The organism is Streptomyces corynorhini (assembly GCF_003346515.1).
Classification (GTDB): Bacteria; Actinomycetota; Actinomycetes; order Streptomycetales; family Streptomycetaceae; genus Streptomyces; species Streptomyces corynorhini.
The window spans coordinates 33,197-56,625 of the sequence record NZ_QQNA01000060.1 but is presented as its reverse complement, the minus strand read 5'-3'; the positions used below and the strand labels follow the sequence as shown (position 1 = coordinate 56,625).

Annotated in this window: 22 protein-coding genes and 1 pseudogene; 11 read left to right on the top strand and 12 right to left on the bottom strand. The window is 72.0% G+C overall.

Going from position 1 to position 23,429, the window contains the following annotated elements; translation table 11 throughout:
• Positions 1–459 precede the first annotated feature (459 nt).
• The 3 genes from DVH02_RS09600 (at position 460) to DVH02_RS09590 (ending at position 2,429) form a co-directional block, all read left to right on the top strand.
• Positions 460–1,590 carry a fatty acid desaturase family protein gene (locus tag DVH02_RS09600; protein WP_114623332.1) on the top strand — a complete coding sequence of 377 codons (1,131 nt, stop codon included), beginning with the start codon at positions 460–462 and terminating at the stop codon, positions 1,588–1,590.
• 69 nt (positions 1,591–1,659) lie between these two features.
• Positions 1,660–1,842 carry a hypothetical protein gene (locus DVH02_RS09595; protein WP_114623331.1) on the top strand — a complete coding sequence of 61 codons (183 nt, stop codon included), beginning with the start codon at positions 1,660–1,662 and terminating at the stop codon, positions 1,840–1,842.
• A gap of 116 nt (positions 1,843–1,958) precedes the next feature.
• Entirely contained in the window at positions 1,959–2,429 is a 471-nt protein-coding gene (locus DVH02_RS09590) for a GNAT family N-acetyltransferase (protein ID WP_199566223.1), read from the top strand.
• 29 nt (positions 2,430–2,458) lie between these two features.
• Here DVH02_RS09590 and DVH02_RS09585 read toward each other — a convergent pair.
• Positions 2,459–2,662 (bottom strand): annotated as a pseudogene (locus DVH02_RS09585) (transposase); the annotation flags it as partial.
• Between the two features lie 152 nt (positions 2,663–2,814).
• On the opposite strand from DVH02_RS09585, the gene DVH02_RS09580 reads away from it, so the two are divergent.
• Both DVH02_RS09580 and DVH02_RS09575 read left to right on the top strand, forming a co-directional pair.
• On the top strand, positions 2,815–4,020 hold the full coding sequence (locus DVH02_RS09580; RefSeq protein WP_233518118.1) for an MFS transporter: 1,206 nt from the start codon (positions 2,815–2,817) through the stop codon (positions 4,018–4,020).
• A gap of 32 nt (positions 4,021–4,052) precedes the next feature.
• On the top strand, positions 4,053–4,676 hold the full coding sequence (locus DVH02_RS09575; RefSeq protein WP_114623329.1) for an HAD family hydrolase: 624 nt from the start codon (positions 4,053–4,055) through the stop codon (positions 4,674–4,676).
• A gap of 281 nt (positions 4,677–4,957) precedes the next feature.
• On the opposite strand, the gene DVH02_RS09570 is transcribed toward DVH02_RS09575, so the two are convergent.
• Positions 4,958–5,716: a DeoR/GlpR family DNA-binding transcription regulator gene (locus DVH02_RS09570; RefSeq protein WP_114623345.1), complete on the bottom strand. Its 759-nt coding sequence runs from the start codon at positions 5,714–5,716 to the stop codon at positions 4,958–4,960.
• A gap of 82 nt (positions 5,717–5,798) precedes the next feature.
• Here DVH02_RS09570 and DVH02_RS09565 point away from each other — a divergent pair, with 82 nt between their 5' ends.
• Positions 5,799–6,290 carry a hypothetical protein gene (locus DVH02_RS09565; RefSeq protein WP_147286025.1) on the top strand — a complete coding sequence of 164 codons (492 nt, stop codon included), beginning with the start codon at positions 5,799–5,801 and terminating at the stop codon, positions 6,288–6,290.
• A gap of 71 nt (positions 6,291–6,361) precedes the next feature.
• Here DVH02_RS09565 and DVH02_RS09560 read toward each other — a convergent pair whose 3' ends face one another.
• The 3 genes from DVH02_RS09560 to DVH02_RS09550 all read right to left on the bottom strand — a co-directional run bounded on the left by DVH02_RS09560 (position 6,362) and on the right by DVH02_RS09550 (position 8,620).
• Positions 6,362–7,321 (bottom strand): hypothetical protein, encoded by a 960-nt coding sequence (locus tag DVH02_RS09560; protein ID WP_114623327.1) that lies wholly within the window; start codon positions 7,319–7,321, stop codon positions 6,362–6,364.
• Between the two features lie 128 nt (positions 7,322–7,449).
• Entirely contained in the window at positions 7,450–8,049 is a 600-nt protein-coding gene (locus DVH02_RS09555) for a class I SAM-dependent methyltransferase (protein WP_114623326.1), read from the bottom strand.
• Between the two features lie 142 nt (positions 8,050–8,191).
• Positions 8,192–8,620 carry a PPOX class F420-dependent oxidoreductase gene (locus tag DVH02_RS09550; protein ID WP_114623325.1) on the bottom strand — a complete coding sequence of 143 codons (429 nt, stop codon included), beginning with the start codon at positions 8,618–8,620 and terminating at the stop codon, positions 8,192–8,194.
• Between the two features lie 147 nt (positions 8,621–8,767).
• Here DVH02_RS09550 and DVH02_RS09545 point away from each other — a divergent pair, with 147 nt between their 5' ends.
• Both DVH02_RS09545 and DVH02_RS09540 read left to right on the top strand, forming a co-directional pair.
• Entirely contained in the window at positions 8,768–9,181 is a 414-nt protein-coding gene (locus DVH02_RS09545; RefSeq protein WP_114623324.1) for a roadblock/LC7 domain-containing protein, read from the top strand.
• A 135-nt stretch (positions 9,182–9,316) separates the two neighbouring features.
• Complete coding sequence (locus DVH02_RS09540; RefSeq protein WP_199566222.1) at positions 9,317–10,309, top strand: DUF6397 family protein; 993 nt, start codon at positions 9,317–9,319, stop codon at positions 10,307–10,309.
• Between the two features lie 29 nt (positions 10,310–10,338).
• Here the strand turns inward: DVH02_RS09540 and DVH02_RS09535 are convergent, their stop codons facing one another.
• The 7 genes from DVH02_RS09535 to rhaI all read right to left on the bottom strand — a co-directional run bounded on the left by DVH02_RS09535 (position 10,339) and on the right by rhaI (position 19,466).
• The gene (locus DVH02_RS09535; RefSeq protein WP_114623323.1) at positions 10,339–11,319 is read right to left on the bottom strand and encodes a fibronectin type III domain-containing protein; all 981 of its coding nucleotides are present in this window, start codon (positions 11,317–11,319) and stop codon (positions 10,339–10,341) included.
• Positions 11,320–11,523: 204 nt separating this feature from the next.
• Complete coding sequence (locus DVH02_RS09530) at positions 11,524–12,270, bottom strand: carbonic anhydrase (RefSeq protein WP_114623322.1); 747 nt, start codon at positions 12,268–12,270, stop codon at positions 11,524–11,526.
• 213 nt (positions 12,271–12,483) lie between these two features.
• Positions 12,484–13,488: a phosphotransferase family protein gene (locus DVH02_RS09525; RefSeq protein ID WP_114623321.1), complete on the bottom strand. Its 1,005-nt coding sequence runs from the start codon at positions 13,486–13,488 to the stop codon at positions 12,484–12,486.
• Positions 13,489–13,491: 3 nt separating this feature from the next.
• Positions 13,492–14,514, bottom strand: a complete 1,023-nt coding sequence (locus DVH02_RS09520) for a LacI family DNA-binding transcriptional regulator (protein ID WP_114623320.1) — start codon at positions 14,512–14,514, stop codon at positions 13,492–13,494.
• Between the two features lie 108 nt (positions 14,515–14,622).
• Positions 14,623–16,050 (bottom strand): rhamnulokinase, encoded by a 1,428-nt coding sequence (locus DVH02_RS09515; RefSeq protein ID WP_114623344.1) that lies wholly within the window; start codon positions 16,048–16,050, stop codon positions 14,623–14,625.
• 149 nt (positions 16,051–16,199) lie between these two features.
• Positions 16,200–18,251: a bifunctional aldolase/short-chain dehydrogenase gene (locus DVH02_RS09510; protein WP_114623319.1), complete on the bottom strand. Its 2,052-nt coding sequence runs from the start codon at positions 18,249–18,251 to the stop codon at positions 16,200–16,202.
• A gap of 45 nt (positions 18,252–18,296) precedes the next feature.
• Positions 18,297–19,466: an L-rhamnose isomerase gene (gene rhaI, locus DVH02_RS09505; RefSeq protein WP_114623318.1), complete on the bottom strand. Its 1,170-nt coding sequence runs from the start codon at positions 19,464–19,466 to the stop codon at positions 18,297–18,299.
• Between the two features lie 275 nt (positions 19,467–19,741).
• Here rhaI and DVH02_RS09500 point away from each other — a divergent pair, with 275 nt between their 5' ends.
• The 3 genes from DVH02_RS09500 to DVH02_RS09490 are packed head-to-tail and all read left to right on the top strand — an operon-like array spanning position 19,742 to position 23,397.
• Positions 19,742–21,265, top strand: coding sequence for a sugar ABC transporter ATP-binding protein (locus tag DVH02_RS09500; protein ID WP_114623317.1), 1,524 nt, complete (start codon positions 19,742–19,744; stop codon positions 21,263–21,265).
• Between the two features lie 25 nt (positions 21,266–21,290).
• On the top strand, positions 21,291–22,340 hold the full coding sequence (locus DVH02_RS09495; protein ID WP_114623343.1) for an ABC transporter permease: 1,050 nt from the start codon (positions 21,291–21,293) through the stop codon (positions 22,338–22,340).
• A complete protein-coding gene (locus DVH02_RS09490; RefSeq protein ID WP_114623316.1) occupies positions 22,324–23,397 on the top strand; it encodes an ABC transporter permease in 1,074 nt (357 codons plus the stop codon). Before DVH02_RS09495 ends, DVH02_RS09490 begins: the two co-directional genes overlap by 17 nt.
• Positions 23,398–23,429: the final 32 nt, after the last annotated feature.

Sequence of the window (23,429 nt, the reverse complement as noted above, 5' to 3'; positions counted from 1 at the left end):
GCCGCGGGCGATTCCGGCGATCCCGGAGAGTGATGCCACAGGGAGCCTGCGCACGGGAAAAATACACTCCTCAAGTTTGACTACTGGCGGGTCGAGGCGGCCGAGGGTACCTCATCCTCACGGCCTCGCGGGCGCCGCGCCTCCGGTGACCGGGCGCACGCCCCGGTCTGCCGGGGACTCGCGTCGGTGCACTCAGAGACACCCCTGGTCCCCGTAAACCCCCCATGGGTTCGGGGGGATTGCCTCATGGTCCGCCACGTCGCGCGACCGTACGTTTCAAGAGGGCGAGCGAGTCAAGAGGGCGAGCGAGTCAGGAGGGCGAGCGAGGTCCGCGTGACCTCTCCACTCCTCTCACCCCTCACCCCTCTCTTCCCGAGCCGCCTCTCCCTGACCTGACCTGACCTGTCTTGCCCTGCCCTGACCGCCCTCACCTGCCATGCCGACAGACCGGAGACAGACATGCCCCGAGCCGCCGCGGCCCCCGTCGTGGAGCCCGTACCCGATCCCGTACCGGCGGAGCCCACGGCCCCGCCGGCGCACCCGGTCGTGACCGAGCCCGCGACGGCACGCGCGGGAGGCAGCGATTTCACCCCGCTCCTGAGGATGGTGAAGGAGCAGGGACTCCTGGAACGCCGAGCGGGCTGGTATCTCCGGGGCATCACCGTCAACCTCCTGCTGCTGGCCGCGATCGTCGCCGGGATGGTCCTGCTCGGCCCCTCCTGGTGGACGCTGGCGCTGGCCCCGCCCCTGGCGGTTCTGTCCGCGCGCATGGCGTTCGTCGGCCACGACGCGGGACACGCGCAGATCACCGCCGACCGGAGGAAGGGACGTCTCATCCAGCTCGTCCACGCCAATCTGCTGCTCGGCATGAGTCAGGAATGGTGGAACGACAAGCACAACCGGCACCACGCCAACCCCAACCACATTGACAAGGATCCCGACGTCAAGGCCGACATCCTGGTCTTCACCCAGCACCAGACCCGGGACCGTTCAGGGCTGCGTCGCTGGCTCACCCGGCACCAGGCGTGGCTGTTCTTCCCGCTGACCACCCTGGAGGGCATCGCACTCAAGGTGTACGGCTTCCAGGCCGTCCTCTCCCGTGAGAGCGGCGGCATACCCCCGCGCCGCAGGGCCGTGGAGGGCGCGCTGCTCGCGGCACACGTCGTCGGCTACGCGGCCCTGCTGCTCACCACCCTGACCGTCGGCCAGGCCGTCGCCTTCGCGCTGGTCCACCAGATGCTGCTCGGTCTCCATCTCGGGATGGCGTTCGCGCCCAACCACAAGGGTATGGAGATGCCCGACCCCGAGAACAGCGAGGGCTGGGGGCATCTGCGCCGCCAGGTCCTCACCTCGCGGAACATCCGGGGCTCAGTCCTCACCGACTGGTTCCTCGGTGGCCTGAACTACCAGATCGAACACCACCTTTTCCCCAGCATGCCCCGCCCCCACCTGCGGCTCGCCCAGCCGCTGGTACGCGCCCACTGTCGCGGGCTGGGGCTCCCGTACACCGAAACAGGACTCGTCGATTCGTACCGTCAGGCACTCGGTCATCTGCACGAGGTCGGCGAACCGCTGCGCGCGGGCGCATAGTGGAACTGCCGGACGGTCGCGCACGTTCACTGAGCAGGGAGCGGCCGAGCCGCAGAGGAGGCGTGGGAGATGTCGACAAACGCGAAGATCGCCATCGGGGGAGTGGCCGTGGGCCTTCTCCTGTGGCCACTGATCGGTTTCTGGTTCGCACTGCTGGTGGTGATCGGTGTGCCGACGGCGGCCTATCTGATGCTGGACCCGTCGCAGCGGCGCAGACTGCGCCGGATCAACCGGAAGGAAATCGGCCGCTGAGCGGATGAGCCGATGAGTCGCGCGGGCCGGTGAGCCGTGCGCGTGCGGGGTCCGGGCCGAGTGGCCCGGACCCCGCACGGCGTGCCTCGTACGCGGGGTGCGTAGGGTGGTGAACCGTGAAAATCCAGACCATCTCCTATGACCACCCCGACGCAGTCGCCCTGGACGGCCAGGCCCAGGCGGAGTACACCCGCAGGTACGGGTCCGGCGATGTGACGCCCCTGCGGTCCGCGTACTTCGATCCGCCGAACGGGATCTATCTCCTCGGGTACGCCGCGGACGCGCCCGTCGCTTCCGGCGGATGGCGCGCCCAGGATGCCCCGGACGAGGGGTACGCGCGCGGGGACGCGGAGCTGAAGCGGATGTTCGTGGTGCCCGAGGCGCGCGGGCAGGGGTTGTCGCGCCGGATTCTGGCCGCGCTGGAGCAGAGCGCGCGCGAGGCGGGGCGGATACGGATGGTCCTGGAGACCGGCGCCCTGCTGGCCGAGGCGGTGAGGCTCTACACCTCCAGCGGTTATGCGCCGACGGAGGGCTTCGGAACGTATCGCGGCGATCCGGAAAGCGTGTTCTTCGAGAAGGCGCTCTAGGCCCTGGCGTCACAGTCCCGCCTGCCCCGCCTGATCAGGCGCCTGCGTGCGGCCTGGAACGGGCTGAGTCCGCCGGGCACGTCTCGCCAGGGCCGGCAGCTGCGGTACTTCCACGCAATGGCCTCAAGGGTCTGACGGTGGTCTGCCCGTCTTCGCCCACGGGCCGCATCGGCGGGCGTCCACGGCTCGATCCGGTCCCCCATCGCATCGGCGATCAGCAGCCGGAGAGACATATCCGATCAACTGACCGGCTTCCTGACGGTCTGCGCGATCATTCCGTGCCGGTCTGTGTCGCTGATGGCGGGGCGGAGGCCGTGAAACGAACATGTGATGTGTTCGAAACTGCGCTTGTCAATCGCTCGGAATGTTCGTTACGGTTGCCGTCATGAGAGACTCGCTTCGAGCCGCCCGCGTGGCAACTTTTGCCTACTTCATCCTTTGCGGCACCGTGATGGGCGCGTGGGTGGTCAATATCCCCGCCATCGAAGAGCGCGTGGGCATCAGTCACGCGACGCTCGGCGGGCTGCTGGTCCTGCTGGGGCTGGGGGCCTTCATGGGCATGCAGGTGGCCGGGCGTCTGACCGACGCTCTCGGAGCGCGCGTAGTCGTGCCCGCCGCCGGAGTGCTGTGCAGCGCGGCTCTGGTGCTGCCCGGCGTCTCCTCGCGGCCGTGGGCGCTGGCGGGTGCCTTGCTGGTCTTCGGCTTCTGCAACGGCTGCCTGGACGTGAGCATGAACGCCCACGCCGTGCACGTGGAGCAGGCGTACGGTAGGCCCGTCATGTCGGCCTTCCACGCCACATTCTCGGTCGGCGGGGTCCTCGCCGCGCTGGTCGGAGCCGCTACGGCCAGCTCCGGCCTGGGCCCGGCCGCGGGTATGACCGCGGTGGGAGCCCTCGGCATCGTGATCGCCCTGGCCTCGGCACGCGCACTGCTGCCGGCCGCGCCCGCCGTCGCCGACGCCGACTCCGCGGGGGAGGCCGAGCGGGCGTCGTCGCCCGCCGGGCGGGGCGGCGCAGGCCGGCGCATCTGGATCCTCGCGGTCCTGGCGCTGATGGTCATGTTGTGCGAGGGCGCCGCCAACGACTGGAGCGCCCTGCAGTTGAAGGACGTCCTCGGAGCGTCCGCGAGCACTGCCGCGTTCGCGTACGGCACCTTCGCGGCGGCCATGACCGTCGGCCGACTGCTCGCCGACCGTCTCGTCGCCCGGTTCGGCTCCATGCCGATCCTGCGTCACGGCGCGGCGACAGCCGCCGTCGGCATCACGATCGTCGCCGTCTCCCCGTGGATATGGGCCGCCTTCGCGGGTTGGGCGCTGTTCGGGCTGGGCCTGTCCGGCTGCGTCCCGCAGTTGTTCAGCGCCGCCGGGCACGCCGACCCCGCCGCCGCGGGGGCCAATGTCTCCCGTGTCGCCGGGCTCGGCTACGTGGGCATGCTCGCCGGCCCCGCCGTCATCGGCTGGTTGACCCACCTTGTCGCCCTGAACCACGCCTTCGTGCTGCTGACCCTGCTGTGTGCGATCACCGCTGTGGCCGCCGGGATCCTGCGCGTCGGATCCGACCGCACACGTCAGACGGTAGCGAGCGACCACTGAACGCCCCTCGGGATCCGGAGGAACGCATCACCATGCGCACAGAGCGGAGCATCGTGCTGTTCGACCTCTTCGGAGTTATAGCCCGTCACCAACGCCCGGGATCCCTGGGAGAGATGGCCGCCCGCTGTCGGGCATCCACCGAAGACTTCACGACGGCCTACTGGGCCTGCCGACCGCTCTACGACGCCGGTCGGCAGTCCGCGCCCGAGTACTGGACCGCAGTACTGCGATCGCTCTGCCGGTCCGCCGACGCCCGCACGGTCGAGGAACTGCGCCTCATCGACATCGAGAGCTGGTCACGCGTCGATGACGGGATGGTCGCCTTTGCCCAGTCCCTGCGCGGCGTCGAAGTCGCCCTGCTGTCCAACATCCCCTCGGACCATGCGGACGCCTTCCTCGCCGCGCAGCCCTGGCTGCACAGCCTGGACCACGTGGCCTTCTCCGGAAGGATCAACGCGGCGAAACCGGCCCCAGCGGCCTTCCACCACTGCGTCCTCGCCATGCGGGCCGCTCCGGCCGACTTCCTCTTCGTCGACGACCGCGAGGAGAACGTACGTGCCGCACAGGCCGTCGGAATGAGCGGCCACGTCTTCACCGACCGCGACGAGGTGGCGGCCGTCATCGACGCCTGGCTGTCGAACAGGGCTTCCGCGTAATCGCGTGACGTCCGTTTCATGAGCAGGCGAGCGGGCGAGCGGGCGAGCGGCCGACACTCCCGGCGCGCCGGTCCGGTCCGGTCCGGTGTGGCCGGGCCGGACCCGGGGGCCGGGTCTGAGACGGTCCTCAGAGGAGCGCGGTGAGCTGCGTGCCGACGCGGGCGCGCAGCACGCCGGACATGTCGGTGGTGCACTCGCGAGGAGCCCCTGCACCTGAAGCCCGTCTCGCAGAGGAGCCCTTGCACGTGGCGCCCGTCCATTCGGCTCCGGGCCCCGGCGACTCAGGCCCTGCGGACGGTGACACCGACGGCGGTGAGTTCGAGGACGGGGTCCTGGGGAGCGTCATGGTCGGTGACCACGCAGTGCAGGGCGGTGGCGGGGGTGACAAAGGCGAGGGCACTGCGGGTGAGCTTGGCGCCGTCGGCCACCGCGATGACGCGGCGAGAGGAGGCGATGGCGGCGCGTTTGACCGCGGCGTCGGCCAGGTCGTAGGCGGTCAGGCCGTCGGCGGCGGACAGCCCGCAGCAGCCGATGACGGCGGTGTCGAACCGCAGCGCGGCGAGTGATGCCTCGGTCAGGGGGCCGGTCAGGGCGAGTTCGCCGGGGCGTGGCTGGCCACCGGGCAGGAGAAGGGTGAGCTGCGGTGCGCCGGTGACCTCGTTGGCGGCGTGCAGGGACAGCGGCATCAGGGTCAGTCGGCGCTCGCGCAGGGCACGGGCGACTTCCAGGCAGGTGGTGCCGCTGTCCAGGACGACGGACTCGCCGTCAGTGATCAACGTGGCGACCTCGGCGGCGATGCGCCGCTTGGCGTCCATCGACTCCTGGGCCCGCAGGACGAAGGGGGGCTCCTGACCGCGCAGCAGCAGACCTCGGGCGCCACCTCGGTAGCGCTCAAGGATGCCTTGGTCGGCCAGGGCGTCCAGGTCGCGGCGGATCGTCATCTCCGAGGCGCCGGTCAGGGCGGAGAGTTCGGCGACGCTGCGCTCGGCGCCCTCGCGCAGCGCGTCGGTGATCTGTCTCAAGCGATCGGTACCGGCCACCATTCGATTAAACGCCATATCTGATATAAAGTCAACTTTACGCACATCATTGATGTTCATTCCGTGCGCGGTTACGGTCCCGATGGGCGCGGCGTGGGGAGTGTTCGCGGGCCTGGGCGTCATCGTCGCCCAGTGCCTGCTGCCCCGAGCGGCGGCGACCGCCTCGGCGGCCTTTCATCAGCTCGACGCGATCGCCGGCGCCCTGGGCGGGCTGACCGGCAGTCTGGGTACGGGCTGGTCCGGACTGCCGCACGTGTTCCTCGCGCCGACGCTGTACTGCCTGGCGGCGACGGTCGGCATGGCGGTCATGAGCCGCACCCGGCACGACGTGGGCCGACCCCCGCCCCGGCGCGTCCTCCACCGGCCCTCCAGTCGGGCGGTCGGGGGACGCCTTCTCGTCCGGGCGGCCCGGCCGGGCGGCTTGATCTTCTCCGGGCATCTCCGGGTGTTTCCGGGCTTCGCCGAGCCCGGGACTGGCGGCTGGTGTGGATCTCGCGACCGCTGCCCGGCGCCCGGCATGGCATGGGCGCCGTCCGCGAACACGGCGTCATCGCCGCTTTCGCGGCTGGTGTGAAGGGTCTGCCGGTCGGTCTCGACGAGCCGACTCACGTCGAGGACCCGTTGTCCGTCCCGAAGCCGCCCGGTTCATGCCGGGCGTACGGCCATCGCGTCGAGCGCCTTGAGCAGGGGCGGCAGCTCGCTGCCCCGGCCCACCGGCAGCACTTCGCCCGGCTCCTCGTCCAGCAGGACGAACGCCATGTCGTCGGTCCTCGCGACGAACGACCAGCCGGGACCGTCGGCGCGCAGCATCCGTGCTCCGTCCGGGGCGAAGCCCGAGCGGACCCGGCCGAGCGGGGGAGCCGTGTCGCTGTGGAGGTAGGCGCGCAGTTCGCCGAGTACCCGCCGTATGCCGGGGTGGGAGATCTCCCCGGGGGAGGGCGAGCCGTTCTCGGAGGACTCTCCGGGTGCGTCGGCGCCCTGCGCGGTCCCGGTCGCCTCCGAGTCTTGCGTGACCTCCGGCTCCTTCGCCACCTCGGACCTCTTCGCGGTCCCGGTCGCCTCGGCGTCCTCCGCTTCGGTCCGGTCGCGCCACTGCGTCCAGTGGAGGGCGATCTCGTCCGCGCCGAGACGCCGTTGGGGCGGTCCCCACGTCCCCGTGTCGGGCGGTGCCAGCGGCAGCCGCAGGGCCGTTCCGGCCGTCGGCCCGTCCTGCCCGCTGCCGTCCCGCGAGGGTTCAGGCTCGGGGGCGGGGTCGTGCGGGGCCGGCAGGCCGGGCGCGGCGACCGCGAGGTCGAGCGGCCAGCCGGGCAGTACGGAGACGACCGTGCGTTCCCCCGGCGACAGGTCGTACTCCATACCGCAGTCCCAGGACGCGATCGCTACCGCGACGAGCGAGACGTCGTCCACCACCACGGTCCAGCGGGCGCCGTCGCTGTCCTGGCCGATGACCAGCCCGTATCCCCCGGGGTAGGGATCAAGGCCGAGAGCGGCACAGCTCTCCGGGTAGTCGTCGCCGAGCGCGGCGGGGAACCGCGCGGGGGTCAGCAGGGCGGCGGTCAGTACGTACAGCGCGTCCTGGTCCTCGGAGTCGTCCGGCGCGGCCACGGCACCCACCTCGTCCCGATCGGTTGTCGGCGCACCCTAACCACCGGCCAACCCGGGCGTCGAGGGCCCGGAACGCCCCGGATCCGGCTCCGTTCCCTGCCGCCTCCCTCGATTCCGCCCCGGCCGCGTCAGCTCCGGCGGACGGCCAGGGCCAGGAAGCGGGCGTCCTCGTCGGTGTACGACTCCAGCAGCCAGCCCGAGGCGGCCAGCAGGGGCCGCAGCCGGGGCTCGGCCCGCAGATCGTCGTCCGTGAGCCGTCTGCCCTGCCGTGCGGCGAGGGCGGCCCGCCCGAGGGGATGGAAGAGCGCCAGGCGGCCTCCTGGCCGTACCACCCTGGCCAGCTCGCCGAGATCCCGCTCGGGGTCCGGCAGATGACCGATCAGCCCCGCGCCGAACACCGCGTCCAGCACGCGGTCGCGCAGCGGCAGCCGCGTCACGTCCGCGAGCAGCAGCAGCCCGCTGCCCGCTCGGCCCGCCCGTACGGCCGCGCCGAGCATTTCGGGGGTCAGATCGGCGCCCAGCACCCTTCCTCGCTCGCCCACCGCCGCCCGCAGCGGTGCCAGGGCACGCCCGGTTCCGCATCCGGCGTCCAGCACGCTGTCGCCGGGGCGTGGTCCGAGCGCGGCGACGGCGGCGGCGTAAGCGGGAGCGTCGTCCGGAAAACGCCGGTCCCAGTCCGCCGCGCGGGCGCCGAAGAACTCCTGTACATGGGTGTGGTCATGAGCCATGGGGACATGATGCTCCCCGGCGGCCCGTGCGAACTCCCCGGCCGCCCGCGGGAACGCGCGGTGGTGGCGAACGCCCGCGCGGTGGTGGCGAACAGCTGGGGCCGTTCCGTCCGACCCGACGCCTCTCGGTCCCGCGCGGCTCTCAGTCCGCCAGGGCCGCGTACGCCGTCACCTTCTCGATCCGTACGCGCACCACGAGTTCGCCCGGCACGGCGTTGCGCTCGCCGAACTCCCGCGCCCGCTCCTCGCCCATGTACCGCGCGGCGATCCTGGTCGACCACGTCAGGAGCTGCTCCGGGTCCTCGTCGGTCTCGGCCCGGCCCTGCATCAGGACGAAGGAGAACGGCGGACGCTCGTCGTCCACGCACAGGGCCACTCGGCCGTCCCGCAGCAGGTTCCGGCCCTTCACGGTGGCCTTGCCGGTGTTGAAAACGAGATCGTCGCCGTCCAGTACGAACCAGACGGGCGCGATGTGCGGGCTTCCGTCGGCCCGTACGGTGGACAGTTTTCCGGTGTGCGTGCCCGAGGAGACGAAGGTCTGCCACTCGTCCTTGCTCATGTTTGTCACCATGGCCGTATTTTCCGCCGACAGGAGACGCGGCGCGATATGAGGCCCGTCCGCCAGGCCGGGATCCGGTGCCGCTTGCGCAGGAGCGGCCGGTACGGAACGCTACGGGCGTTGCGGACACGGGAACATGTGAACGGGGAGGAACAGTAAATGCCACTCGAAAAGGGTCTTGACTGGCTGCTGGATGACCTGACCGAGCGGGTCGAGCACATCAAGCACGCGCTCGTGCTGTCCAACGACGGGCTGGTGACGGGGGCCAGTTCGGCGCTGGCGCGCGAGGACGCCGAGCACCTCGCGGCGGTCTCCTCGGGGCTGCACAGCCTCGCCCGCGGGTCCGGGCGGCACTTCAAGGCGGGACAGGCACGCCAGACCATGGTGGAGTTCGACGAGGCTCTTCTGTTCGTCACGGCGGCGGGTGAAGGCAGCTGTCTGTGTGTCCTCACTTCGGCGGAGGCCGATGTCGGCCAGGTGGCCTACGAGATGACCCTGCTGGTCAACCGGGTCGGTGAGCACCTCGGTGTCGCCGCGCGACAGCCGGGCGGTACGAGCCTGAGCGGGCTGTGAGGGGAGCGGAGCCCCAACGGCCGCCGGACCGGTGTCCGGCGGACTCGACGAGTTATCCACAGGCTTGGCGGGCGAGGCCCGCGTCGCGCTACGGTCGTCACCGAGAGTAATAACGACTCACGGGGGAGGACGGCCATGTCCGTCGGTGACGCGGGGATCAGGAAGCCGGAGACGGTCGGTGTCGACCGGGCCGCGCAGGAGCTGGAGCTGAGGCGCGGAGAGTTCGCGCTCGCCGCCCAGCTGGGACACATCCGCACCGTCGCGGGGCCGGTTCTCGGCCGCCGACAGGTCGCCAGGCAGGAGATCGACCGCTTACGGGCGGCCGACGGGTTTCCCGGCGCGCTGCGCGAGCGGGTGCGGACCGTGGGCACCGCCGAGGGCGCCGAGCTGATGTCCGTCAGTCCAGGACGTTTCACGCGGCTGGCGCGTGCCGGCTTCGTCGCACCGGTGACGTTCTATCTCAACCGGTACCGGGCGGTCGTATGGCTCTATCTGGCCGACGACCTGCGGGCGTTCGTCGATACGGAGCCGGTCCTGCTGACCGGCCGGTTCCCGCAGGCTCTGCGCGCCGGCCTCGACGCGGGGGAGGACCGCAGGGCGCGCAACTGGCGAGGCCGGCGCGTCGGGCTGCTGTTGCACGAGAGCGACGACGCCTGGGAGCGGGCGGCCGTCGCCGGATGCGTCCTCGATCCGGCCCATCTGGCCGAGCTGGTGCGCGACCCGTATGAGCGCGCCTATCTGAACCGGCTGCGGCCCGATCTGGCCGAGGCCCGCTCCGCTTCGGAGGCGGCGCGCGAGGTGGTGCGGCGACTGGTGGTGGCGGACGCCCCGGACGAGATCCGGTGGCATCACGTCGGCCTGGAGAGCCTGTTGGCCGAGGCCCGGTCCGTGCGGCCCGCGCCGCGCCCCGATGATCCTGGCGCTGCGGCTCCGGCGGACCGGCGGGCGACTACCGCGCCGCGCCCGCCCGGAGGGCACGCGCCGTCGCGGGCGGAGCGCCGGGGACGGCTGCTGGCCCGGCTGCGGATCGGGCGGCACACGCGCTCCGGCCGTCTCGGTCCCGGCCGCGCCGACGTGTGCGCGCGGGACGGTGAGCCGAAGAGGGGCCGGGGCGGGGCGGGATGGTGACGCGACTGGTGGCGGGACCGGCGCCGGTGTCACGGGCGGTCCGTTCCGGTGACGAAGGTCTTCTCCGCGGAGAACGCGCCCCATTCGCCGTCGGGCAGCCGGGCCCTGAGCTTCACCCGGTAGGTCTCACCGGCCCTCTTGCTCACGTACACGCTGTAGGCGGCCCGGCCCTTGGGCGCCTCCGTGCCCCAGGCCAGCGTGGTCGCGAACTTCCCGTCCAGATAGATCTGGTATTCGGGGACATCGACGCCGGTCTCCGGGGCCAGCCAGGACAGATCGGCGTAATGGGCGCCGTCGGCGGTGTGCGTCGTGGCCCGGAAGGCGGTGGGCGCGGTATCGGGGTCGTCTCCGGGCCCCTTCGGGGTGGTGATCTCGACCGTCCGCCCGGCCGGTGAGGTGCGGTCGGCCGCGTCGCGCGCGGTGACGCCGAAGCGGTAGTGGGTCCCGGGGCGCAGCCGGGTGATCCGCGCCGAGGTGGCGTCGCCCCTGACGCTGTGGATCCGCGCGCCGCCCTGGAGGATGTCGTACGAGACGATGCCCCGGCCGTCCTCGGCGTGGTCCCAGCTGAGCAGGGCGCCCCGGGGGCCGTCGCTCTTCGCCCTCAACCCGGTGGGCCGGGCGGGGGGCCCGGTGTCCGCGGTGACGTCGGCGGGAGTGGTGACGGGTACATCGCCGCTGTGCGGGGAGAGGGCCCCCTCGGCGCCACGGGCACGGACGGTGAAGGTGTACGGGGTCGACGGCTTCAGCCCGGTGACGTCGATCATGTTCCGCTCGGCCGGGACGTCCTTCACCTTCGCTCCGCCCCGGTACACCTCGTAGCCGCGCACCCCGGCGTTTTCCGGGACCGGCTTCCACATGACATGGATGGAGGTGGCGCTACCTGCCTGGGCGGTGACCCCGGCGGGGGCGGGAGGTGCCTGGGCCGGCTGCTCGTCGTCCGCACCGCACCCGGCCAGCGCGAGGAGCAGGGCGGCCGGTACCAGCGCGGCGAGAGCGGCGTTCCTGGGCATGGCCGTGTCCTCCGTCTGCGCACCCGGATGAGATTGGTCTGGACATATATGACACAGCTGATGGGTTCACATCAAGAGGGCGGAGTGATGAGGAGCATGAGGAACGGCGCACGACGCGCCGCCGCCCCGTTCCGGTGGGAGCGGGGCGGCGGGAAGGCGAGGGGCCGCGTCGGCAGTGCGGGTGCCGGGAGCGGTGCGGTGGTGTCAGCTGATGCGGTGGACGAGCTGGTTCGTGAGTTCGTAGCGCGCGCCGACGACGGCCAGCTTGCCCCGGGCGATCCTGGCGGCCAGGTCGGGCTCCGCGGCGAGACGCGCGCGTACCGCGTTGACCTGCGCGCTCACCGTGGAGTCGACGCGCTCGGCGCCTTCTTTGGTGTGATCGATCGCGGGGCGGATCTCGTCGGCCAGGTACTGGATGTGTGCCGGAAGGTGCGCGCCGGTCTCGTCCGCCTCCACCGCCGCGGCGACGGCGCCGCACGACTGGTGCCCGAGCACGAGGATCAGCGGAATCTCCAGCTCCAGCGCGCCGTAGCAGATGCTGCCCAGGACGGCCTCGTCCAGGACCTCACCGGCGGAGCGCACGGTCATCAGATCGCCGAGCCCCTGGTCGAATGCCAGCTCCGGAGGGACACGGGAATCGATGCAGCCGAGGACGACGGCGAAGGGGTGCTGGCCCGACACGAGGGCCTGGCGCACGGTCTTCGTCTCGTGCGGGTGCTGCTCACGGAAGGTGCGCCAGCGGCGGTTGCCCTCCGTGAGTTCTCGGAGCGCCTGGTCCGGGGTGGTCGGCCGGGGGCGTTCGGGACGGGCGCTGATGGCGGCGCCCGCGGACGGTGCGGCGAGGGCCACTCCCGCCGTGGCGGCGGTTCCGGCGAGGGCCGCGCGGAGCAGGGAGCGACGGGGGGTGCCCGTGGGGGCGGAGGCGCTACGCGCCTGTCTGATCGATATCACGGCCGGAGACTATCCGTGACATCTTTGGCCATTGTTTGTTGTTGGCGAGATATTGACCTGATCTTGAATCAACTGTCCCACGCGCACCGGGGATACGAGGTCCGGACAGCTGCTGTTCACCTTCGCGGGTGGCTCCGGCGCCCGGTCCGTGGAGCGGCCGTACGGGCTGCGCCGTCCGCGCCGGAGCCCGGAACGGACGGCCACGGTCCGCCGTTACGCGGCGTCGGCCCGGGACAGCTCCACGAGCGCCGCCTCCAGTCGGGGCGCGACATGCCGGTCGGCCCACTCCCGGTGATCCCGCGGATAAGCGCGGGGGACCGCCTCCACCAGCATGATCAGGTAGAGGTAGCAGCGGTAGAACGCCATCCGGACGCGGGCGGCCCGGTCCCACCGTACGGTGCCGCCGGCCGCCGCGTATCCGGCGAGGAAGTCGCCGTCCCTCTCGATGTCGTCCAGCAGAGCCAGCGAGACGAAGTCCGCGAGGGGATCACCCCAGAACATCCGCTCGCCGTCGACGATCCCGCTCACCGTACGGGCGCCGGGAGCGCCGTCGAGCAGCACATTGCCCTGCCACAGGTCGAAGTGGACCGCGACGGGCACGGTCACCTCGTCCAGCGCCCCGGCCGCCCCGGAGGCCAGCGCGCCGATGGCATCAGGGGTACGCGGCAGCCGGACGCCGTAGTGGACGGCATCCTCCAGGAGCCGCGCCAGCATCCGGGTGAACGCCTCCCGCCAGGTCGCCGCGAGCGGCCCGAACGGCCGCGCCGGGTAACCGAATCCATGGCCGGTCACCGTATGCAGACGCGCGACGACGCCGCCCAGCTCCGCGCGCAGTGCGGCGCGCTCACCCGCCGCGAGCCGCCCCTCCCACTCCTGCCACGACGCCCCCGGACACGCGGACATGACCAGGAAGGCACCCGTCGGCGCGCCCGGATCCGTCTCGTACCGCACGACCCGGGGCACCGGGACCCCGGGGATCCGGCCCGCCGCCGTGTAGAACTCCACCTCGCCGCCGAGCAGTCCACGCTCATGGCTGAGCCCGGGGAGCGAGGCGGGCGGCGGAATCTTGACGATCCACCGTGCACCGTCACGCAGCACGACCCGGTGGAGCGTGTTGTACGTACCGCCCGTCAGCGGCTCGCACTCCAGGACGTCGCCGGACGCGGCACCGGCGGCCCGCAGCGCCGCGCCGAGCGCGACGCTCCCGTCGCCGTCCACCGCTCAGCGCTCCAGCCGGCGCGTCGAACTGCGGACCACCAACTCGGGACGGAGCACCACGGAACGGTGGGTGTGGTGCTCCGCCCCGGGGCCCGTCTCGTCCATCAGCATCTCCGCCGCCGTCCGTCCCATCGCGGCCGCCGGCTGCCGTACGGAGGTGAGCGGCACGACCGCGGCGGCGGCGAACTCGATGTCGTCGTAGCCGACGATCGACACATCACCCGGAACATCGACCCCGGCCCCGTACATGGCCTGGAGAACACCCAGCGCCAGCAGGTCGTTCGCGCAGAAGACCGCCGTGGGCCGGTCGGCCAGCCCGAGCAGCCGGGCCCCGGCGTCGATACCCGAGGCGACATCCAGCCGCGCCGACTCGACATGGAGCAGGGACGTCTCCGGCAGTCCCGCCTCGCGCAGCGCGCTGAGCGCGCCCGAGCGCCGGTCCCGGCACTGGGGCAGCGACATCGGGCCGCTGATGTAGGTCACGGAGCGGTGCCCGGCAGCCAGCAGATGCCGCACCGCCAGCGCCCCGCCCGCCACGTCGTCCACCGACACGGAGCAGCCCTCGGCGGCCGGTACGGCCCGGTCCACATGGACGAAGGGAATGCCGCGGCGCGCGAAGTCCCGCACATTGCGCCCGGTCGCGTCCGCCGGAGTGAGCAGCACCCCGCGCACCCGCTGTTCCGCGAAGAGCGCGAGGTACTCCGCCTCCTCCTCAGGGCTGCCCGCGCTGTTGCAGAGCATCACCCCGAGTCCGGTCTCGCGCGCCGCGCGCTCCGCGCCCTTCGCGACGGCGACGAAGAACGGATTGGCCATGTCGAGCACCAGAATCGCCAGAATGCGGCTGGTGCCGACCCGGAGCTGACGGGCGGTCTCGCTCCGCACGAAACCGAGCTGGTCTATCACCGCGCGCACCCGCACCCGGGTGTGCTCGGACACCTTCTCCGGGCGGTTCAGCACATTGGAGACGGTGCCGACCGAGACACCGGCCAGCCTGGCCACGTCCTTGATGCCGACCGTCTGCGCCACGCGTCCTGCCTGTCCTGTCACATCGTGCGGGTACCCCTGCCCGAGTGGGCCATCATATCGGGGGACGGCGGACAGAGACCGCACCGGTGCACGGGCGGCGGCCCGCTGTCAACGCCGCGCCGCCGCGCGGTCCCACTCCCGCCGGGCCCGCCCGTCGCCGGTCGGCTCGTACCGTCGGGGAGCCAGCGTGGCGCGCAGCAGCGCGCGCAGATCGGACAGGTCACCGCGGACGGCGCCCGCCGCGCGCGCCTGGACGAGCACGTTGCCGAGGGCCGCGGCCTCGGCCGGACCCGCGACGACGGGCAGGCCGCAGGCGTCGGCGGTGAGTTGGCACAGCAGCGCGTTGTGCGCGCCGCCGCCCACGATGTGCACGGTGTCCACCGCCCGGCCCGACAGCCGCTGCGCGTCCTCGATCGCCCGCCGGTGCGCGAGCGCCAGCGAGTCCAGCACACACCGCGTGATCTCCGCCGGGGTCCTCGGCGGCTCCCCGCCCGCGCGGCGGCAGGCGTCCACGACGCGGGCCGGCATGTCACCGGGGGCCAGGAACGCCGGGTCGTCGGCGTCCACGTACCAGCGGGGCCCCGGCACCTCGGCGGCCTCGGCCAGCAGCCGGTCCAACCGCTGGGGCGCCCCCTCGGACTCCCAGGTGCGCAGACACTCCTGGAGCAGCCAGAGCCCCATGATGTTGCGCAGATACCGGACGGTTCCGTCCACCCCCAGCTCATTGGTGAAGTTGGCCCGCCTGCTCTCCTCGGTCAGCACGGGGGCGTCGAGTTCGAGGCCGGCCAGCGACCAGGTGCCGGTGGCGACATAGGCGAAGCGGTCCCCGGCCGCCGGGACCGCCGCGACCGCCGAGGCCGTGTCGTGCGAGCCCACGGCGGTCACCGGCACCGGGCCGCTCAGCCGCGTCTCGGCCAGCACCTCGGGAAGCAGTTCCCCGGCCGGATCACCCGGCCCGCGCAGCGGCGCGAACAGCCCCAGATCGATCCCGAGCGTCCCGGCCACCAACGGCGACCAGTCACGCGAACGGGGGTCGATGAGCTGCGTGGTGGACGCGTTGGTGAGTTCCGTACCGGCCTCGCCGGTGAGCCAGTACGCGATCAGATCGGGCATCAGCAGCAGACGGCTCGCCGCACGCAGCGCGGCGGTGTCCCGCGCGGCGCTGAGCTGGTACACGGTGTTGAACGGCAGGTACTGCAGCCCGGTGGCCGCGTACAGCGCGTCCGGCCCGAGCACCGCGCCGACCTTCTCGGCCTGCCCCTCGGTGCGCGCGTCCCGGTAGTGCACCGGGTTGCCGAGCAGCGCGCCCGACGCGTCCAGCAGACCGTAGTCGACGGCCCAGGTGTCGATCCCCACGCTCGCCGGAGCCCGCCCGGCCGCGCTGCCCGCCGCCCGCAGCCCGTCCAGCACACCGGCGTACAGGGACAGGACGTCCCAGTGCAGCGTGCCGGCGGTGCGCACCGGCCGGTTGGGGAAACGGTGGACCTCGTCGAGCCGCAGCGTGCCGGCGCCCCGGTCGGAGACATGGCCGACCATGACACGTCCGCTGGACGCGCCGAGGTCTACGGCGGCGAAGGGGAGAGGGGCGGAGAGTGACACGACTGACCTCGTGGGAGCTTGTCGAACGGCGGGGGAGAGCGGAGGACGGGGCCCGGGACCGCGCGCCCCGCCCGCCCGGCGGCGGATCAGCGCAGGAACGCCGCCGCCACCCCCGCGTCCACCGGGATGTGCAGCCCCGTCGTGTGGCTGAGGTCGCCGCCCGTGAGGGCGAACACCGCGTTGGCCACATGGTCGGGCAGCACCTCCCGCTTGAGGATCGTCCGCTGCGCGTAGAACTCGCCCAGTTTCTCCTCCTCCACCCCGTACACCGCCGCGCGCTCCGCGCCCCAGCCGCCCGCGAAGATCCCGGAACCGCGCACCACACCGTCGGGGTTGACGCCGTTGACCCGGATCCCCAGCCCGCCCAGCTCGGCCGCGAGCAGCCGTACCTGGTGGGCCTGGTCGGCCTTGGTCGCCGAGTACGCGATGTTGTTGGGGCCCGCGAACACCGCGTTCTTGGAGGCGATGTAGACGATGTCGCCGCCCAGCCCCTGATCACCCATCACCCGCGCCGCCTCGCGCGAGACCAGGAAGGAGCCCCGGGCCATGATGTCGTGCTGCAGGTCCCAGTCCCGGACCGTCGTCTCCAGCAGCGGCTTCGAGATCGAGATACCGGCGTTGTTGACGACCAGATCCACACCGCCGAAGGCGAGGACCGCCGCGTCGAACGCCGCCCTGATCTGCTCCTCGTCCGTCACGTCGACCGTGACCGCGACCGCCCGGTCCGGGCCGCCCAGTTCGTTGGCGACCGCCGCCGCACCCTCGGCGTTCATATCGGCCACCACCACGCAGGCGCCCTCGGCGGCCAGTCGGTGCGCGATGGCCCGGCCGATCCCCGAGCCCGCGCCGGTCACCAGCGCCACCCGGGTGGCCAGCGCCTTCGGCGCGGGCATCCGGCGCAGCTTGGCCTCCTCCAGCTCCCAGTACTCGATGCGGAACTTCTCGGACTCCTCGATCGGCGCGTACGAGGAGACGGCCTCGGCGCCGCGCATCACGTTGATCGCGTTGACGTAGAACTCGCCCGCGACCCGGGCGGTCTGCTTGTCCTTGCCGAAGGAGAACATGCCCACCCCGGGCACCAGCACGATCGCCGGGTCGGCTCCGCGCATCGCCGGGGCGCCGGGCGTCGCGTGCCGCTCGTAGTACGCGCGGTACTCCTCCCGGTAGGCGGTGTGCAGCGCGGCCAGCCGCTCGCGCACCTGCTCCAGCGGCGCGTCGGCGGGCAGGTCGACCACCAGCGGGCGGACCTTGGTGCGCAGGAAGTGATCGGGGCAGGACGTGCCCAGCGCGGCCAGCCTCGGATGCTCCCTCCTCGACAGGAAGCCGAGCACCACGGCGGCGTCGTCGAAGTGGCCCACCTGCGGCCGGTCGGTGGAGGCGAGCCCCCGGATCAGCGGCGCCAGCGCGGCGGCCCGCGCGCGCCGCTCGGCCTCGGGCAGCGGCTCGTACCCGGGCGTCACAGGGCCGAACGGCTCGGGAGCGCCGCGCTCGGCGAGGAACGCCTCGGCCGTCCGGATGATGTGCAGCGAGTTGCGCTCGCACTCCTCGGAGGTGGCGCCCCAGGCGGTGATCCCGTGGCCGCCGAGCACACAGCCGATCGCCCGCGGGTGCGCCTTCTTGACGGCGGCGATGTCCAGACCCAGCTGGAAGCCGGGGCGCCGCCAGGGCACCCAGACGACCGTGTCGCCGAAGCACTCGGCCGTCAGCTTCTCCCCGTCGGCCGCGCAGGCCAGCGCGATCCCCGAGTCGGGGTGCAGATGATCGACGTGCGGGGCGTCGACCAGGCCGTGCATCGCCGTGTCGATCGACGGCGCCGCGCCGCCCTTGCCGTGCAGGCAGTAGTCGAACGCGGCGACCATCTCGTCCTCGCGTTCCACCCCCGGATAGACCGAGGTCAGCGCGCGCAGCCGGTCCAGGCGCAGCGCGGCCAGTCCGGCCGCCTTGAGGGTGCCCAGATCGCCGCCGGATCCCTTCACCCACATCAGCTCGACGTCGTCGCCGGTGACCGGGTCGGTGGCGGATCCCTTGGCGGAGGTGTTGCCGCCCGCGTAATTGGTGTTGCGCGGGTCGGCGCCGAGCCGGTGGGAGCGGGCGAGCAGCTGCTCGGCCTCGGGGTGCGCGCTGGGCTGGTCGGTCATCGTGTCCCTCTGTGAAGTGCGGTCTGTGCGGATGGACGGACGGGGTCAGGCTCCCCAGCCGGCCTGGGTGCCGCCGACCCGCTCCGCGACGATCTTCTCGCCGTACCCGGAAGCGTGGTACGCGGCGACGGGATCGGCGTCCGCGCCCAGTTCCGTACGGGCCTCGGCCACCAGCGGGCGTACGTCGGTGTCGAACGCGTCCATCAGCACCGCGTTGGCGGCCAGGACGTCCCCGGAGCGCTGCGCCGCGCCCAGTGCCTCCGCGTCCACCAGCAGCGCCTTGGCCGTGGCCTCCTGGACGTTCATCACCGAGCGGATGATCGCGGGGATCTTCTCCTCGATGTTGTGGCACTGGTCGAGCATGAAGGCCGTCTCCGGCGTGTAGCCGCCGCCCCTGATCACCTCGTACATGATCCGGAACAGCTGGAAGGGGTCGGCGGCCCCGGCCATCAGGTCGTCGTCCGCGTAGAAGCGCGAGTTGAAGTCGAATCCGCCGAGCTTCTTCTCCCGCAGCAGCAGCGCCACGATGAACTCGATGTTGGTGCCCGGCGCGTGGTGCCCGGTGTCCACCACGACCTGGGCCTTCTCGCCGAGCTTGAGGCAGTGCGCGTACGCCGTGCCCCAGTCCGGCACGTCCGTCGCGTAGAACGCCGGCTCGAACAGCTTGTACTCCAGCAGCATCCGCTGGTCGTCGCCGAGCCGCTCGTACACCGCCGCCAGCGCCTCCGCGAGCCGCCCCTGACGTGCGGAGATGTCGTCCTGGCCGGGGTAGTTGGTGCCGTCGGAGAACCACAGCTTCAGATCGCGCGAGCCGGTGGCGTCCATGACGTCCACGCACTCCAGCAGATGCCCCAGCGCCTTGCGGCGCACGGCCGCGTCCGGGTGGGTGACCGATCCCAGCTTGTAGTCATTGTCCTGGAACACGTTCGAGTTGATCGTCCCGACCCGCAGCCCCCGTTCCCGTGCCCGCGCGGCCAGCGCCGCGTAGTCGTCCACGCGGTCCCACGGAATGTGCAGGGCGACCGTCGGTGCCACGCCCGTGTGCGCGTGCACCCGGGCGGCGTCCGCCAGCTTCTCGTCCGGAGTGCGGGGCACCCCGGGCTGCGCGAACACCTTGAACCGCGTACCGGAGTTCCCGAACGCCCACGACGGCGTCTCGACGGTCTGTGACTTCAGCGCCGCCTTCACAGCGGACACGGCGGATCGACCCGTCATCTCTCAGCGCTCCCGTGGTGCGGACTCGTCAGGCGAGTCGGTGCCGCGATTCCTTATGAATCGTTTCATCGCGGTGAAGTTATGGGAGTCGCCGGAGCGTGTCAACCCTCCGCGCGGCACGTGTGAGCCGCACCGCCGCACCCATGCGGATCGCCCGCAGAATGTCGTGCGCGGCCCATTGACGCCGCCCGTCGTCGCCGTTTAGCTTCCGTGCAACTTCTTTGAAACCTTTCACGGCGGGCGGCGCACACGGCCGTCGCTGCTGAGGAGCCCTCATGAACCAGCCCGCCACCGGCCCCGCCCCGGTCCTGGCCCTCAAGGACGTGAGCAAGTCCTTCGGCGCCGTACGGGCCCTGCGGGACGTCTCCCTGTGCCTGTTCCCCGGCGAGGCGCACGCCCTCGCCGGGGAGAACGGCGCGGGCAAGTCCACATTGATCAAGACGCTCGCCGGGGTGCACGCGCCCGACACCGGGGAAGTACGGCTCGACGGCGCGCCCGTCGTCTTCCACGGCCCTGCCGACGCCCGTGACGCCGGGATCGCCGTCATCTACCAGGAGCCGACGCTCTTCCCCGATCTGTCGATCGCCGAGAACATCTTCATGGGACGCCAGCCCCGGCGGGCGCTGGGCCGTATCGACCACACGGCCGTACGGGAGACCACCGCGGCGCTCATGAAGCGCCTCGGCGTGGAGCTGGACCCCGACCGGCCCGCGCGCGGTCTGTCCATCGCCGACCAGCAGATCGTGGAGATCGCCAAGGCGCTCTCCTTCGACGCGCGCGTCCTCATCATGGACGAGCCCACCGCGGCCCTGACGGGCGGTGAGACCGCCCGGCTGTTCTCCGTCGTACGGACCCTGCGGGCCGAAGGCGCCGCCGTCCTGTTCATCTCCCACCGGCTGGAGGAGATCTTCGCGCTCTGCCAGCGGGTCACCACCCTGCGGGACGGCCGGCTGATCTCCTCGCAGCCGCTGGAGGGACTGACCGAGGACGACCTCGTCCGCTCCATGGTCGGCCGCGACCTCGGCGAGCTGTACCCCAAGCAGCGCACCACCGTGGGCGGGACCGCGCTCGCGGTGCGCAGGCTGACCAGGGAGGGCGTGTTCCACGACGTCTCCTTCGAGGTGCGCAGCGGCGAGATCGTCGCCCTGGCCGGGCTGGTCGGCGCGGGGCGCAGCGAAGTGGCGCAGGCCGTCTTCGGCGTCGACCGGGCCGACGCCGGCGAGGTGGTGGTCGACGGACGCGTGCTGCCCGCCGGTTCCCCGACGGCCGCCATGGACGCCGGGCTCGCGCTCGTCCCCGAGGACCGCAGGCAGCGCGGACTGGTGATGGACATGTCCATCGAACGGAATATCGCCCTCACCGGTCTCGACCGGCTGGGCCGCGGCGGTCTGGTGCGCCGGGCCCTGGAACGCGGCCGGGCCGCCGACTGGGCCGTCCGCCTCCAGCTCAAGTACAACCGGCTCGCCGACCCCGTCGGCGTGCTCTCCGGCGGCAACCAGCAGAAGGTCGTCCTCGCCAAGTGGCTGGCCACCGAACCCGCCGTGCTCATCGTCGACGAACCCACCCGCGGCATCGACGTCGGCACCAAGGCCGAGGTGCACCGGCTGCTCTCCTCCCTGGCCGCCGAGGGCCTCGCCGTCCTGATGATCTCCTCCGACCTGCCGGAGGTGCTCGGCATGGCCGACCGGGTGCTCGTGATGCACGAGGGGCGGCTGACCGCCGAGATCCCGCGGGCCGAGGCCACCGAGGAAACGGTGATGGCGGCGGCGACCGGACTCGGTGACAGGGCCGCGGCATGACCACACCGGGCGAAAGGGCCGCGGCATGACCACACTTCTCGACAAACCGCCCACGGACACCGGCGAGGGCCGCTCGGCCCGCTCGCTCGTGGACGCCGTCTTCCGGGCCAGGGAGATCAGCATCGCCGGAGCACTGGCGCTGCTCATCCTCTTCACCTGGATCTCCAACCCCCGCTTCCTCGACGACCAGGGCGTCAAGGACCTGCTGCTGAACGCCTCCATCCTGGTCCTGCTCGCCGTCGGCCAGTCCGTGGTCGTCGTCACCCGCAACATCGACCTCTCGGTCGGCTCCGTCGTCGGGCTCTCCGCCTTCGCCTGCGGCAAGTTCGTCGCCGGTACCGACCACGGCGTGCTCACCGTCCTGCTGCTGGGCGCCGCCCTCGGCGTGACCTGCGGACTGGTCAGCGGCGCGCTGGTCAGCTTCGGCCGGGTGCCCGCCCTGGTGGTCACCCTCGGCATGCTCTACATCATCCAGGGCCTGGACTACTGGTGGGCGCAGGGCGAACAGATCAGCGCGGGCGACGTGCCCGACCCGATCCTGAGCCTCGGCAGCGGCGGCGTCCTCGGCGTCCCCTGGCTGCCGCTCATCGCCCTGGTCCTGCTCGCCGCCACCGCCTACTTCCTGCGCTCCTACCGCTCGGGCCGCGAGCTGTACGCCATCGGCTCCAACCCCGAGGCCGCCCGGCTGGCCGGCGTACCCATCCGCCGCAGGATCCTCGGCGCGTACGCCTTCTCCGGCGCCGTCGCCGGTTTCGCCGGCGCCCTGTGGCTCGCCCGCTTCGGCACGGTCGTCGCGGACAACGCGCACGGCTGGGAACTGACCGTCGTCAGCGCCGTGGTGGTCGGCGGCGTCGCCATCACCGGCGGCACCGGCACCGTCTGGGGCGCGGCGCTCGGCGCGCTGCTCCTCACCACCATCGGCAGCGCGCTGATCGTCCTGAAGGTCGACGCGTTCTGGCAGGGCGCCATCACCGGCGCGCTGCTCCTGGCGGCCATCAGCGTCGACCGGATCGTCTCCCTGCGCATGACAGCAGCACTGAGGAAGAGGAGCGCCCGACATGGGAATGGCGCCTGACACACAGACCGCGCCGCGCCCCCGGGCGCCCGCACCGCACCAGCGCGGCGCGACACCCGGCGAACGCGTCAAGGCCGTCGCCCTGCGCTGGGACTCGGCGGTCGGTGCCCTGCTGGTGGCCGTCTTCGTCGTCGGACTCTCCGGCACCGACGGCTTCGCGTCGGGCGACAACCTCGCCTTCGCCTTCAACGACATCGCCGAAGTCGCCCTCATCGCCCTGCCGATGACCCTGCTGGTCGTGGCCGGACAGGTCGATCTCTCCGTCGCCTCCATGCTGGGCCTGGGCAGCGCGCTGACCGGCGCCCTGTGGAACGCCGGCTGGGCCTTCGAACTGATCGTCCCGGTGGTGCTGCTCGTCGGAGTCGCCGGCGGGTTGCTCAACGGCTGGCTCGTCACCCGGGTGGGGCTGCCCTCGCTCGCCGTCACCATCGGCACGCTCGCCCTCTACCGCGGCCTCGCCTCGGTCGCGCTCGGCAGCGACGCCGTCACCGACTTCCCCCGTACCTACGCCGACTGGGCCGTGGACACCACCACCGTCCCCGGCACCTTCGTCACCTATCCGGTCGCCCTGTTCATCGTCCTGGCCGCCGCCACCGCCGTCCTGCTGCACTCGACCTCCTTCGGCAGGTCCCTGTTCGCCATCGGCGCCCAGGAGGAGGCCGCCTACTTCGCCGGGATCAGGGTCAAGCGCTTCAAGCTGATCCTCTTCGTGGTCACCGGAGTGTTCGCCGCCTTCGCCGGGATCGTCTTCACCCTCCGGTACGGCAGCGCGCGCGCCGACAACGGTCTCGGCTTCGAGATGCTCGTCATCGCCTCCGTCCTGCTCGGCGGCGTCGACTTCGACGGCGGCAAGGGCACGCTGTTCGGTGCCGTCGCCGGGGTGCTGCTCATCGGCGTCCTCAAGAACCTGCTCACCCTCAACGACGTGCCCAACGAGGTCCAGGTCATCGTGACGGGCCTGCTGCTGGTCGCCTCCGTACTCACCCCGCGGCTGATCGCCACCGTCGTCGAGCGCCGGCACCGACGCGCGGCCGACGCACCCACCGCCACGCCCTGAAGCCCTCGGCCCGCCGAGCCGCCCCCCGAACC